We start from the raw sequence: 11,560 nt of genomic DNA on the forward strand, positions 1-11,560 counted from the left end.
ACTCCTGCCCGGCAACCCACGAACAAGCGTGAGCGGGGCCCCGGCCCGCAACCACTCCACATCAAGCGGTCAGGTCATACCGTCTAGTCGCTGAGTGGTGCGCAGGTTGCACCTTCCGCAGCGGCATGTGGTCCAGTGGACTCATGCACTCGTCGTTCCTGCCGCCGCGCCAGGTCAAGATCGGTGACGCGGCTGCGTTCGCCGGCACCACGCCACGGGCGATCCGCCATTATCACGAGATCGGCCTGCTCCCCGAGCCCGAGCGGGGCGGTGACGACCGCCGCCGCTACGGGTACGAGGACATGATCCGCCTGCTGTGGATCCGCAAGATGGCCGACGCCGGGATCGCCCTGGACGACATCCGTGACGCCTTCACCACCGGCATGGCTTCCGCCGGTGCGGACAGCGGAGACGGTGTCGCGGGCATCCTGGAGCGGTTGGAGGAAACCCTCGCCGAGCAGGAGGCGGAACTGCGGCGGCAACGGACCGCCGTGCAGCGGATGCGCACCGAAGGCAGCCGGATGGGCCTGCTCTCCGACTTCGTGACCGAACGCCTCAAGAGCCTGCCAGAAGGCTCCCTGCGCCAGGCGGACCTGGACGACCTGCTGGTCACCGAGCGGGTTTTCGGCCCGCTCGGCGCGGCCGTGCGGGCCGGCCGCTTCATCACCCTGGCCACGCATCCCGCTCTGCGGGAGGAATCCGACCGCATCGATGCCGCCGAGGAGGCACTCGATGACAGCGTCGCCGTCGATGATCCACGGGTGGCCGAAGTGGCCGCCGAGCGGCACGCCTTCGAATGCGCCCTGCACGCCGTCATCGAGGAGTCCGGCCTGGATGAGGACGACGATGGCCTCTTCGACGCCTGGGACACCTTGCACCCTGTGACCGCCGAGGACGAGGCCGACCTCGGCTCTTGCAGTCGGGAGGCCGGCTCCATGAGCGCGGTCGAAGCCTTCGGCAAGATGCCCTACGACTTCTCCCCAGCCCGCCTGCGCTGCATGGAACTGGCCCTGGAGCTGTCCCTCCAGGACTCGCCCGCTACCTGAACCACGGCCTAGCCGCCGAGGTTCGAGGTCGCCTTCTCGTAGGCGACGTCGAACGCCTCGTCCGCGGGCACCTCGATGTGCGGGACGACGCCGACGCCCTCCCAGTTGGTGCCGGAGATCGGGTTGATCGCGCGGCCGTTGGGGATCGACGACTTGAGGTGCGGGCCGACCCGGTAGCGCTCGCCGGGGTGGGCGCCGCCCTTCGTGGTCTCGCCGATCAGCGTGGCGCGCTTGTTCTGCTGCAGGTTGTAGCTCAGCTCCTCCGCGCCGGAGAACGTGCGGCCACTGGTGAGGACGTAGACCGGCTTCTGGCCGCCGAAGCGCGGGCCCGGCACGTGCGGCAACGTCCAGTACTGCTGGGTGGAGTCGTCCGGGCGGTTGTAGATGTCGTTGAGGTGCACCGGTTCGTCGAACAGGTAGGTGCAGATGAGGGCGACCGTGTGCGGGTCGCCGCCGCCGTTCTTGCGCAGGTCGATGATCAACGCGTCGGTGTGCGCGAGGAGGTTCATGGCCGCGGTGATGGCGGGCGTGGCGACGTCGGCGTCGTGCAGCAGGCTGAGCTCCAGCAGGCCGATGTTGCCTTCCAGGCGCTCGATCTTCCTGATGCCGAACGCGTCGAGCTCGGCTTCCTTCCGGTAGGCGACCGGGTCCCAGGCCGTCTCCTGGCCGTTCTCGGGGACCTCGTTCTCGCTGTAGAGCAGGCGAAGGTGCTTGTCGCCGTTGACCGACTGCAGGTCCTTCGTGACGCGGGCCGCGAACTCCTCGTCGTCGACGGCGTCGGCGTACGCGCCCTGAGCCAGCCGGGTGCCCAGGACGTTCGCGATCTCGTTGGCCGTGTCCGGGAAGACGTAGTAGGAGGCGAGCTGGGAGCACAGGAGTTCGATCTCTGGTTCGCGCACCGGCCCACGATACGAGACGCTGGGCGAACCGCTGGCGGATTTTCGGCGTGGTTGTTGGTGTGCATCCCGACTGGCAGTTCGACCACATCGACCCGTTGCTGGCCAACCCGTTGAACGAGGTGCTGGCCGACCTGCGCGCGCAGTGCCCTGTCGTGCATTCCACTCAGCACGGCGGGTTCACGGCCGCGCTCACCTACGACTCGATCAAGCAGATTCTGGGCGACCACACCACTTACAGCTCGACCGACGGCATCGCGATCCCGCGGCTCACGATGACCGGCAAGCCGCCGGTCGACTTCGACCCGCCGCTGCACACGATGTACCGCAAGATCCTGCAGCGGCACTTCACCCGTGCCGCGGTGGCGCAGTACGACGACACGTTGCGCACGCTGGTCCGGCACCGGATCAAGGAGTTGCTCGCTCGCGGCGAGGCCGACCTGGTGCCGGAGCTCGCGCACTACCTGCCGCCGGCCGCAATCGCGTTGATCCTCGGCATGCCGGCCGAGGACGGCTCGCGGTTTCTCGGGTGGGTGGACCGGCTGTTCCTCGCTGCCCGCACCGGGAATCGGGAGGACGGCGACCGCGCGTTGGGTGAGTTTCGCGCGTACATCGCTGATCAACTGGACCGGCAGCGCGCGGCCGGGGCGGACACGGTGGCCCTGGCGATCGCGGACGGGACCGTCGACGGGCGACCGCTGACGGCGGAAGAGCAGATCGGGATGTTCGTGTTCCTGATCATCGCCGGGCACGAGACGACCGTGCACGGGCTGAGCGCGATGCTCTACTTCCTGGCTGCCGTGGACGGGTTGCGGGAGCAGATTCTGGCCTCGCCGTCCCTGATTCCGCGGATGGTCGACGAGTGCCTGCGCATCGAGTCGCCGGTGGTGGGGATCGCGCGGACCCGCCGGCCCGATGGCCGGCGGGTTCTCGCGGTGCTGAACGCGGCCAACCACGATCCGGCGGTGTTCTCGCAGCCGACCGAGTTCAACTGCTCACGCGACCGCAATCCGCATCTGGCGTTCGGGTACGGCGTGCACCGGTGCGTGGGCGAGCACCTCGCGTTGCTGGAGATGCGGATCGTGGCCGAGGAGGTGCTCAGCCTGCTGCCGGACTACCGGTTCCCGCCCGACTTCAGTCCACAGTGGAGCGGCGGGAAGATGACCAGGGGGATCGAGTCACTTCCCGTTCAGCTGCGCTGATCGCGTGCCGAGGCGTAGAGGCAGACCGCGGCGGCCGTCGCGAGGTTGAGGCTCTCGGCGGCTCCGTACAGCGGCACCTTCAGCGAGGTGTCGAGCTCGGCGACGACGTCGTCGGGCAGGCCGTGGGCCTCGCTGCCGAACACCCACGCGGTGGGCTGCTTCAACTCGCCCTTCACCGATGCCTCGACGAGGTCGTGCTCGGCGTAGCCGTCGGCGGCGACGAGCTTCAGGCCCGCGTTGCGGCAGGCGGCGAAAACCTCTGCGGCAGCACGGGAACGCGCGATCGGCAGGTGGAAGAGCGAGCCCGTGGAGGCGCGCACGCACTTGCCGTTGTGCGGGTCGACCGTGTCGCCGGCGAAGATCACCGCGTCGGCACCGGCGGCGTCGGCCACGCGCGTGACGGTGCCCGCGTTGCCCGGGTCCGAGACGCCGTAGAGCACGGCGACGAGCTTCGGGGTGCCTTGCAGCGCCTGGTCGAGCGGCTGCGGCACGGCGTCGCAGACGGCGATGAGGCCTTGCGGCGTCACGGTTTCCGACAGCGACGCGGCGGCCTTGTCGGTGACCTCGCTGATCCGGATGCCGTTGTCCGTGGCGGTCTGGAGCAGCTCGGCGTTGCGTTCCGCTGCCTCCGCCGTCACGAACAGCTCGTGCGTCGTGCCGTACCGCAGGGCTTCCCGGACGGCCTGGGCTCCCTCGACGAGGAAGCGGCCTGCCTTGTCACGGCCCTGGCGGCGGGTCAGGTGCCGAGCAGCAACGACCCGAGGAGTCCGTTCGGTGAACGGAGCTGCCTCGGGTCGGCTACCTGCTCGGTGAGCGTGCTGACTCAGGCCTGGTCCCCGGCCGGAGCGTTCACGTCGGCCGGGAGCGCCTTGCGGGCGATCTCGACGAGGGCCGTGAAGGCCGTGGCGTCGGTGACGGCGAGGTCCGCGAGGATCTTGCGGTCGACCTCGACGCCGCCCAGGCGCAGACCCTGGATCAGGCGGTTGTAGGTCATGCCGTTCGCGCGGGCAGCGGCGTTGATGCGCTGGATCCACAGCTTGCGGAAGTCGCCCTTGCGCGCACGGCGGTCGCGGTATGCGTAGTTGAGCGAGTGGAGCACCTGCTCCTTGGCCTTGCGGTACAGCCTCGAGCGCTGGCCGCGGTAACCGCTGGCGAGCTCAAGGGTGGTACGGCGCTTCTTCTGGGCGTTCACAGCCCGCTTGACGCGTGCCACGGGTCCATCCTGTCGATCTCATGGGAAGCCGGGTCGGGGCCGGCTTCCGAATTAGCTAGGGGATTCGAAGCGGGTCAGAGACCGAGCAGCTTCTTGATGCGCGGGGCGTCGTTCTCCGACACGACCGCGGTGCCGCTCATGCGACGCGTCACCTTGCTGGACTTCTTCTCCAGGATGTGGCGCTTGCCGGCCTTCTCCCGGAGGATCTTGCCGCTGCCGGTGACCTTGAACCGCTTCGAGGTCCCGCTGTGCGTCTTGTTCTTCGGCATTTCCGTCCTCGTCTCGTGCTACCCACCGGGTCGGGGGCGGCCATGCGTCCTTATTCGGTGGCGTCGGTGGCTTCGTCGGTGTCGACGACGCCGTCCTGCTCCTGCTTGACCGGACGCGGCTTGATGTTCTTGTGCGGCGCCAACACCATGATCATGTTGCGACCGTCCTGCTTCGGGTTGGACTCGACGAAGCCCAGCTCCGCGACGTCCTCCGCCAGCTTCTGCAGCAACCGGTAGCCGAGCTCGGGGCGCGACTGCTCTCGACCGCGGAACATGATGGTCACCTTGACCTTGTTCCCGTGCGAGAGGAAGCGGGCCACGTGGCCCTTCTTCGTCTGGTAGTCGTGCGGGTCGATCTTCGGCCGGAGCTTCTGCTCCTTGATCACGGTCAGCTGCTGGTTCCGACGAGACTCGCGAGCCTTCTGCGCCGTCTCGTACTTGAACTTGCCGTAGTCCATGAGCTTGCAGACCGGCGGTCGAGCCTGCGCGGCGACCTCGACGAGGTCCAGATCCGCTTCTTGCGCGAGTCGGAGCGCGTCCTCGATGCGAACGATCCCGACCTGCTCGCCGTTCGGCCCGACCAGACGGACCTCAGGCACGCGGATGCGGTCGTTGATGCGCGGCTCGGTGCTCACAGGAGCACCTCGGTTCGAGGGACTTGTCATTCACGTCCTTTAAGACTCGTTTGCGCCAAAGACAAGAGCCCCGTCGTCGATGTCGACGACAGGGCCCGCTTCCGACCGATCACAAACCTGTACCGTCGGGCACCCGTGTGCCCTGGCGTTCAGGAGGACCGGACCCGGCCACCTCAAGAAGCGGTGATCGCGGGTGGGAGCGGGGCTCCACTTGCCGCTCTCGCACTAACGAGAGCTGGTCGCGTCCGAAATAGTAGCAGACGCTCTTGTCAACCCCCGAATCGCGGGCCCGTGGCGTCGGCTTGCTTGAATGTCGGGCGTGACTGAGCCGCTAGAAGACAGTGTCCGCGACCTGGGCGAGGTGCCCAGCATCGAGGTGATCAGCCGGGCGGCCGTGATGCTGCTGTCCGCCGCCGCCGAGCGCCTGGGCCTCGCCGACCCGGACCCGGACAACTCCCCGCGCCGCGACCTGGACGAGGCCCGCCGCCTGATCACGGCCCTGGCCGGCCTGATCACCGCTTCGGGTGAGTACCTCGGCCCGCACGCCGCGCCGCTGAAGGACGGCCTGCAGTCCGTGCAGCGCGCGTTCCGCGAGGCCTCGGTCGTGCCGGACGAGCCGGGCCAGGGTCCGGGCGAGAAGTACACCGGCCCGGTCTACTAGCCGTTCGGGTCGCGGTCCCCGGCAGGCGGGGACCGCTGGCCCACGTCCCACCTCGGCGATCGAGAGCTCGAGCACACCGCGGCACGCCCCCGCCAGTGGCCTTCCGCACTGCCGATCCAGCGGTCACACGGCCCGTCCAGCAGCGCCGCCTGCCGCTCCACTACTGGTCTGCTCGCACCACGACGGGCTCCCACGGCTCGGCCCTGATCTGGAACACCGCGCTGGCCCGCTGACCGGTCGCCGCCCGGAACGTGATGGCACTGCCGTTGTAGAGCGGTCCCACGTCCAGGTGCTCGGCCGGCGGCTCGTCGCGCTGGGACAACCCGAGCACCCTGCTGCCCGGCACCACCGACACCGTGAGCTGCTCGATGACCGCGGGCCCGCCGAAGTAGCTGAGCCGGAACTCGTCGGGCGCGCCGGGCGTGATGGCGAAGGTCGGCATGCCTCTTCTCTGCCGTTCCACAGCGAGGCTTTCCGTCAGCTCGTTGACCTGCTGCGTGGCTTGCTGAGCTGTGAGTTGCGCCTCGTCAGCCAGCATCCTCGACGCTTCCGCCGCCTGCTGGGCCTGCTCGGCGGCCTTCCTGCCGTCGTCCGCCGCCTTCTTGGCCTCGTCGAGCGCCGTCTTGGCCTGCAGGGCACTCGACGCGGCCTGCTCGACGGCCCTCCGCGCGGCCTGCGCCTCGTCCTGGGCTCTGCCGGCCGCCTCCAGCGAGCTGCTGGCGGCCGCCTGGGCGTTCTTCGCCTCGCGCGCCTGCCACAGCGCCACTGCCAGCGAGCACATCGCCACGACGGCGGCGATCACCGAGAGCGCGATCATGCCCGCACCCCCAGCGCCGCGAGCTGCCTGCGGGCCAGCTCCTCGATGGTGTCGGTGTCCCCTGTGCGCCACTTCGCGGCCGGGTCGTGCGGGAACCTGGCGAGTTCCTTCGGCTTCAGGCTGGTAAGCGCTCTCAGGGCGAGCAGGTCCGGCATGTCCCTGAGCTTGGCGGTGTCGGCTGCCTTGAAGGCGTAGCGGAGCCGCAGCGGCAGCCAGGTGATGAGGAGGAACAGGACCGGCACCACGATGAGAGCGGTTGCCAGCCAGAACGCGGTGTCCTCGACCACGCCGATCTGGGTGTTGCCGACCCCGATGAGGGTCTCGCCGGCCTTGGTCCCGTTGCCCAGCGCCCCGGACAGGTCGTCCCCGACGAACGGCACCCCCTTGGCCTTGCTGGCGGCGTTGGTGAAGACGTCGCGGATGTCGCCGCCCGCGTTGACCAGCCCGCTTCCCGGAGCTCTCAGCTCGAGCACCCAGTCGTGGGCGGTGGTGGCCACCCAGATCCAGAGCGCGACCCACCCGGCGGCGAGGAGGTCGGCGATCAGCTGACGCGTGAGCCTGACAGGTCTGTCCGCGTACCACTTCATGTGCGGATGGTTTCACAAACAACAACCACGGGTTCGCTGTCGTCCGTACAGCACAACGCACTACGCCGTGGTGATGAGTTTCGCCCAGTGCTCGCCGTGCCGCTGCCCGATCCAGTCGCCGTACAGCAACGCCCACCGGCGACTCGGCTGCCCCCAGAACTCGTTGACCTTCCGCACCGCCTCCACACGCGACAGGCCCTGACGTTCCAGCGTTTCCGCGGTGTCGGCCATGACCTTCTCGTGCTCGTCGTTGGAGGCGTACAGGAAGTCGGCCGGCTCGGTGCTCAGCAGCATCAGCGGCTGTTCGTTGTTCTCGAAGTCGTGCAGGCCGGGCGCGGTCGTCCACAGGCTGACGTGCGTGGTCACCGGAATGGCGTCGTCGAACGGCTCGGAGATGGCGAACAGCGCGGTGACCGGCCGGTCGGCGGCGCGCAGGCACGTCCTCGCGTAGGCCAGGGACACCGCGAGCAGTTCGGTCAGTTCGTCCTGGCGCGGGATCTCCAGGCTGTGCAGTGGGCCGCCGTCGGACTCGGTCCATCCGTTCGCGACCGTCTCGGCGAGGGCTGCCGGCAGCGGCACGTCGCCGGGCCTGATCGCGTGCAACGCCGCCCGCATGCGGACGTTGGCCTTCTCCGATATCAAGCTCGCCTCCCACGGCCAGGGGCGCGCCTCCGCACGGAAGCACGCCCCAGCAAAGCACCTGCCGATCACAGTCCGCTCGGTGAGTTCCACCCAGCAGACCGGAACCGGTCAGTCGACGACGGCCAGCGCGTCGATCTCCACCAACAGGCCGGCCGGCAGTCCCACGTAGACGGTCGTGCGGGCAGGCGCCGGCTCCGTCATGAACTCGCCGTACACCTCGTTCAACTCCGCGAAGTGCGCGGTGTCCGTCAAATACACCCGGATCATCACCACGTCGTCCATGGACGCGCCACCGGCGGCCAGCACCGCGTTGAGGTTCGCGAACGTCTGCCGCGTCTGCTCGGTCACCGTGGTGCCGACGATCTCGCCGGACTTGGGGTCGAACGCGACCTGGCCGGCCACCTGCAGGATGTTGCCCTTGCGCACACCCTGCGAGAACTTCGCCACCGGCTGCGGCGCGTCGGCGGTCTTGATCTCAACCTTGGACAACGGACTTCCCCTTATCTCGGAACGTAACCGCACTCAACAGACGCGGCTTCTGCGGTGGCCAGAAGATCAGGCAGGTGGGCCAGCAGCCCGTCGAAGTCGAGCAGCACCTTGGGCACCGACATCGACACGGCCGCGAGCACCTCGCCCCGCGCGCCCTTGATCGGGGCGCCGATGCAGTGGATGAAGTCCTCGTGTTCGGCGTTGTCGACGGCGTACCCGTTGGCACGCACGCGGTCGAGCTCCTCGAGGTACGCGGCCGGGCTGGTGATGGTGTTCGCCGTCAGCCGCGGGAACTCCATCGTCGCCAGCACCTTCTGCAACGCCGGCGCGGGCAGGTCGGCCAGCAGGACCTTCGCCACGGCCGTGCAGTGCAACGGCGCACGACGGCCGATGCGCGAGTACATGCGCATCTGGTGCCGTGACTCGTACTTGTCGATGTAGATCACCTCACCGTCCTCGTAGGACGCCAGGTGGACGGTGTGTCCCAAGCGGGCGTTGAGGTCGCGCAACGCGGGCTCGGCGGCGCGCCGCACGTCGCGTTCCTCGAGGGCGATGTTGGCGAGGTCGAACAAGGCCGTGCCGAGGCGGTAGTGGTGCACGCCGTCGCGCTGCACGAACCGGTGCGACTCCAGCGTCCGCAACAACCGGAGCGTCGTCGACTTGTGGACGCCGATCACGCCGGACAGCTCGTCCAGCGTCTTCGGGCCCGACGCGAGCTGGCTCACCAGGGTGAGCGCGCGGTCGAGGCTCTGGCTCATTCACACCTCCAGGCGGGCGGACGCCCAGGTCTGCGGGTCGGCGTGCAGCAGCGGAACTGTCACGTCGTCCGGCAAAGGATCTCCGACGTCCTCGGCGGTGAGCAAAGCGGAGGCCGCCTGCAGGTGACCTGCCCGCAGCCGGACCGACGGAGCCGCACCCGCCAGCGTCGCCGCGAGGAACCCCGCCGCGAACGCGTCACCGGCGCCGACCGGTTCCACGACCTCGACCTTCAACGCTGGTTCGAAGTGCGACGAACCCTCCTCCATCAGCAGCGCGCCGGCCGCCCCCTGCTTCACGACCAGCGCGGACGGGCCGGGCAGCAGCCTGCGCAGACCGGCCGGATCACCGGTCCCCCACACCAGTTCCGCCTCGTCGGCGCCCGCGAGCACGATGTCGGCCATGTCGGCGAGTTCCCGCAGCACGCGCGGGTCGCGCTCCGCCCACAGCGCGGGCCGCCAGTTCAGGTCGAACGAGATCTTGAACCCGTGTCTGGGGCGACGCAGCAGCTCGCGCATCATCGCGAGGCACGAATCGGACAACGCGGGCGTGATTCCGCTGAGGTGCACCAGCTTCACCTCGCCGAGGCCGAGCCGGTCGATCATCTCGAGCCCCATGCCGGACGCCGCCGAGCCGCGCCGGTAGTAGCGCACCGGGCTGCCACCGGGCGAGGCCTCCTTGACGTAGAGGCCCGTCGGGCGGGTCGAGTCGATCCGCACCCGTGAGGTGTCCACGCCGAAGCCGCTGACCGCGTCGAGCACTGCCAGCCCGAACGAGTCGTCGCCGACCGCGCTCACCCACGACGACCGCACGCCGAGCCGCGCCAGGTGGATGGCGACGTTCGACTCGGCGCCACCGACGGCGCGATGCCACGTGCGCACCAGATGCACGGGACCGGGTTCAGCCGGAACCATCATCACCATGGTCTCGCCGAGACACACGACACCGCCGACGTGTTCGAACCGCATGCGTGCTCCAGAGGTGTTCGTTGACGGCGGCGCACCCGAATGCTACACACTCCAGCATCACATCGCGCAATGGGAGTTGCAAAATATGCAACAACTGATGGAGATGGACCTCTCGGCCGTCGCCGACATCCGTTCCGAACGGGTCAGCTGGCGGTTCAAGGGCCTGCCGTCGAGCACGTTCGGCTCGACCATCGGCGAGGTCGCCGACCGGCGGCTGGACCTCTTCGCCGACGAGTTCGTCGGGCCGCTCGTCGTGCTGGACGCGGACGCGTTGGCGCACAACCTGACGACGATGTCCAAGTGGTGTGACAACCACGGCGTCAAGCTGGCACCGCACGGCAAGACGACGATGGCACCGCAGCTGTTCCAGCGGCAGATCGAGCACGGCGTCTGGGGCATCACCGCGGCCAACGCGTCGCAGCTGCGCGTCTACCGGGCGTTCGGAGTCAGCCGGATTCTGCTGGCGAACCAGCTCCTCGACCCGGCCGCGCTGCGCTGGCTGGTCGCCGAACTGGACCACGACCCGCGCTTCGAGTTCAGCTGCTGGGCGGATTCCGAGGCCGGCGTCGCGCTGATGAGCGAGACGCTCCACGAACTCCAGCCGTCCCGTCCGATCGACGTGCTGGTCGAGCTCGGCGCTCCCGGCGGACGAACCGGCGCGCGCGATCTGGAGACAGCGCTGGCCGTTGCGCGGGCGATCGACCAGAGCCCTGTTCTGCGACTGGCCGGTGCTTCCGGCTACGAAGGCGCGTTGGCGCACGACGCCTCCGAGTCGTCGCAGTCCATTGTGGACCGGTACCTCACCGACCTGCGCACGCTGGTGCTGCGCATGGCCGACGCCGGGATGCTGGACGAGCTGGACGAGGTGATCGTCACCGCGGGTGGCAGCGCGTACTTCGACCAGGTGGCGGCGACGTTGGCGCAGCCGTGGCCGGTGCCGGTGAACCCGGTGCTGCGCAGTGGTGCGTACATCACGCACGACGACGGCTTCTACCGCGGCATCTCGCCGTTCTCGCGCATCGACGGCGTGGAGCCGTTCCGTTCCGCGTTGCGCGCCTGGGCTCAGGTGACGTCACGGCCGCAGCGCGACCTGGCGTTGCTGACGATCGGCAAGCGCGACGCGTCGTTCGACGAGGGCCTGCCGGAACCGCAGCTGGTGCGCCGCCGCGACGGTGCGATCGCGCCGTTGACGCAGGCGAAAGTCACGGCACTCAACGACCAGCACGCGTTCATGTCGCTCGGCGCGGAGGCCACCGTCCGCGTCGGTGACTGGGTCGGGCTCGGGCTTTCCCACCCCTGCACGGTGTTCGACAAGTGGCAGCTCATCCCGGTCGTCGAGGGCACGACCGTGGTCGACCTGATTCGCACCTACTTCTAGG

At 68.9% G+C, this 11,560-nt stretch carries 15 protein-coding genes; 4 read left to right on the forward strand and 11 right to left on the reverse strand.

Going from position 1 to position 11,560, the window contains the following annotated elements:
* The first annotated feature begins 143 nt into the window (after positions 1-143).
* Positions 144-1,046 carry a MerR family transcriptional regulator gene (locus DI276_RS37020; protein WP_112272474.1) on the forward strand — a complete coding sequence of 301 codons (903 nt, stop codon included), beginning with the start codon at positions 144-146 and terminating at the stop codon, positions 1,044-1,046.
* Positions 1,047-1,054: 8 nt separating this feature from the next.
* On the opposite strand, the gene DI276_RS37025 is transcribed toward DI276_RS37020, so the two are convergent.
* Positions 1,055-1,945 (reverse strand): S41 family peptidase, encoded by an 891-nt coding sequence (locus DI276_RS37025; RefSeq protein ID WP_112272476.1) that lies wholly within the window; start codon positions 1,943-1,945, stop codon positions 1,055-1,057.
* 59 nt (positions 1,946-2,004) lie between these two features.
* Between DI276_RS37025 and DI276_RS37030 the strand changes: the two genes are divergently transcribed.
* On the forward strand, positions 2,005-3,144 hold the full coding sequence (locus DI276_RS37030) for a cytochrome P450 (protein ID WP_112272478.1): 1,140 nt from the start codon (positions 2,005-2,007) through the stop codon (positions 3,142-3,144).
* Here the strand turns inward: DI276_RS37030 and DI276_RS37035 are convergent.
* From DI276_RS37035 to infC, 4 genes are all read right to left on the reverse strand, one after another.
* Complete coding sequence (locus DI276_RS37035) at positions 3,132-3,971, reverse strand: TrmH family RNA methyltransferase (RefSeq protein ID WP_112273373.1); 840 nt, start codon at positions 3,969-3,971, stop codon at positions 3,132-3,134. The two genes, DI276_RS37030 and DI276_RS37035, sit on opposite strands and share 13 nt — an antisense overlap.
* Complete coding sequence (gene rplT / locus DI276_RS37040) at positions 3,968-4,357, reverse strand: 50S ribosomal protein L20 (protein WP_112272480.1); 390 nt, start codon at positions 4,355-4,357, stop codon at positions 3,968-3,970. Before rplT ends, DI276_RS37035 begins: the two co-directional genes overlap by 4 nt.
* Positions 4,358-4,431: 74 nt before the next feature.
* Positions 4,432-4,626: a 50S ribosomal protein L35 gene (gene rpmI, locus DI276_RS37045; protein ID WP_086663968.1), complete on the reverse strand. Its 195-nt coding sequence runs from the start codon at positions 4,624-4,626 to the stop codon at positions 4,432-4,434.
* A gap of 50 nt (positions 4,627-4,676) precedes the next feature.
* Positions 4,677-5,291 carry a translation initiation factor IF-3 gene (infC, locus tag DI276_RS37050; protein ID WP_112272482.1) on the reverse strand — a complete coding sequence of 205 codons (615 nt, stop codon included), beginning with the start codon at positions 5,289-5,291 and terminating at the stop codon, positions 4,677-4,679.
* Positions 5,292-5,571: 280 nt separating this feature from the next.
* Between infC and DI276_RS37055 the strand changes: the two genes are divergently transcribed.
* Positions 5,572-5,922: a DUF1844 domain-containing protein gene (locus DI276_RS37055; protein ID WP_198681154.1), complete on the forward strand. Its 351-nt coding sequence runs from the start codon at positions 5,572-5,574 to the stop codon at positions 5,920-5,922.
* A gap of 160 nt (positions 5,923-6,082) precedes the next feature.
* Here DI276_RS37055 and DI276_RS37060 read toward each other — a convergent pair whose 3' ends face one another.
* The 6 genes from DI276_RS37060 to DI276_RS37085 all read right to left on the reverse strand — a co-directional run bounded on the left by DI276_RS37060 (position 6,083) and on the right by DI276_RS37085 (position 10,181).
* Positions 6,083-6,739, reverse strand: a complete 657-nt coding sequence (locus DI276_RS37060; protein WP_112272486.1) for a hypothetical protein — start codon at positions 6,737-6,739, stop codon at positions 6,083-6,085.
* A complete protein-coding gene (locus tag DI276_RS37065) occupies positions 6,736-7,326 on the reverse strand; it encodes a hypothetical protein (protein ID WP_112272489.1) in 591 nt (196 codons plus the stop codon). The genes DI276_RS37060 and DI276_RS37065 overlap by 4 nt, the downstream gene beginning before the upstream one ends.
* A 60-nt stretch (positions 7,327-7,386) precedes the next feature.
* Positions 7,387-7,968 carry a hypothetical protein gene (locus DI276_RS37070; protein WP_157985174.1) on the reverse strand — a complete coding sequence of 194 codons (582 nt, stop codon included), beginning with the start codon at positions 7,966-7,968 and terminating at the stop codon, positions 7,387-7,389.
* 108 nt (positions 7,969-8,076) lie between these two features.
* Positions 8,077-8,457, reverse strand: a complete 381-nt coding sequence (locus tag DI276_RS37075; RefSeq protein WP_112272492.1) for a RidA family protein — start codon at positions 8,455-8,457, stop codon at positions 8,077-8,079.
* Between the two features lie 11 nt (positions 8,458-8,468).
* Entirely contained in the window at positions 8,469-9,215 is a 747-nt protein-coding gene (locus tag DI276_RS37080; protein ID WP_112272494.1) for an IclR family transcriptional regulator, read from the reverse strand.
* Positions 9,216-10,181 carry a sugar kinase gene (locus DI276_RS37085; RefSeq protein ID WP_112272496.1) on the reverse strand — a complete coding sequence of 322 codons (966 nt, stop codon included), beginning with the start codon at positions 10,179-10,181 and terminating at the stop codon, positions 9,216-9,218.
* A gap of 97 nt (positions 10,182-10,278) precedes the next feature.
* On the opposite strand from DI276_RS37085, the gene DI276_RS37090 reads away from it, so the two are divergent.
* The gene (locus DI276_RS37090; RefSeq protein ID WP_408610614.1) at positions 10,279-11,559 is read left to right on the forward strand and encodes an amino acid deaminase; all 1,281 of its coding nucleotides are present in this window, start codon (positions 10,279-10,281) and stop codon (positions 11,557-11,559) included.
* The last annotated feature ends 1 nt before the right edge of the window (position 11,560 follow it).

Source organism: Lentzea terrae, assembly GCF_003265345.1.
Taxonomy (GTDB): Bacteria; Actinomycetota; Actinomycetes; order Mycobacteriales; family Pseudonocardiaceae; genus Lentzea; species Lentzea terrae.

Excerpts from the sequence above, each read along its gene's own strand:
- DI276_RS37020 (WP_112272474.1), top strand. The coding sequence starts at position 144 with ATGCACTCGTCGTTCCTGCCGCCGCGCCAGGTCAAGATCGGTGACGCG.
- infC (WP_112272482.1), bottom strand. The coding sequence starts at position 5,291 with ATGACAAGTCCCTCGAACCGAGGTGCTCCTGTGAGCACCGAGCCGCGC.
- rpmI (WP_086663968.1), bottom strand. The coding sequence starts at position 4,626 with ATGCCGAAGAACAAGACGCACAGCGGGACCTCGAAGCGGTTCAAGGTC.
- DI276_RS37060 (WP_112272486.1), bottom strand. The coding sequence starts at position 6,739 with ATGATCGCGCTCTCGGTGATCGCCGCCGTCGTGGCGATGTGCTCGCTG.
- DI276_RS37065 (WP_112272489.1), bottom strand. The coding sequence starts at position 7,326 with ATGAAGTGGTACGCGGACAGACCTGTCAGGCTCACGCGTCAGCTGATC.
- DI276_RS37055 (WP_198681154.1), top strand. The coding sequence starts at position 5,572 with ATGTCGGGCGTGACTGAGCCGCTAGAAGACAGTGTCCGCGACCTGGGC.
- DI276_RS37090 (WP_408610614.1), top strand. The coding sequence starts at position 10,279 with ATGGAGATGGACCTCTCGGCCGTCGCCGACATCCGTTCCGAACGGGTC.
- DI276_RS37080 (WP_112272494.1), bottom strand. The coding sequence starts at position 9,215 with ATGAGCCAGAGCCTCGACCGCGCGCTCACCCTGGTGAGCCAGCTCGCG.
- DI276_RS37085 (WP_112272496.1), bottom strand. The coding sequence starts at position 10,181 with ATGCGGTTCGAACACGTCGGCGGTGTCGTGTGTCTCGGCGAGACCATG.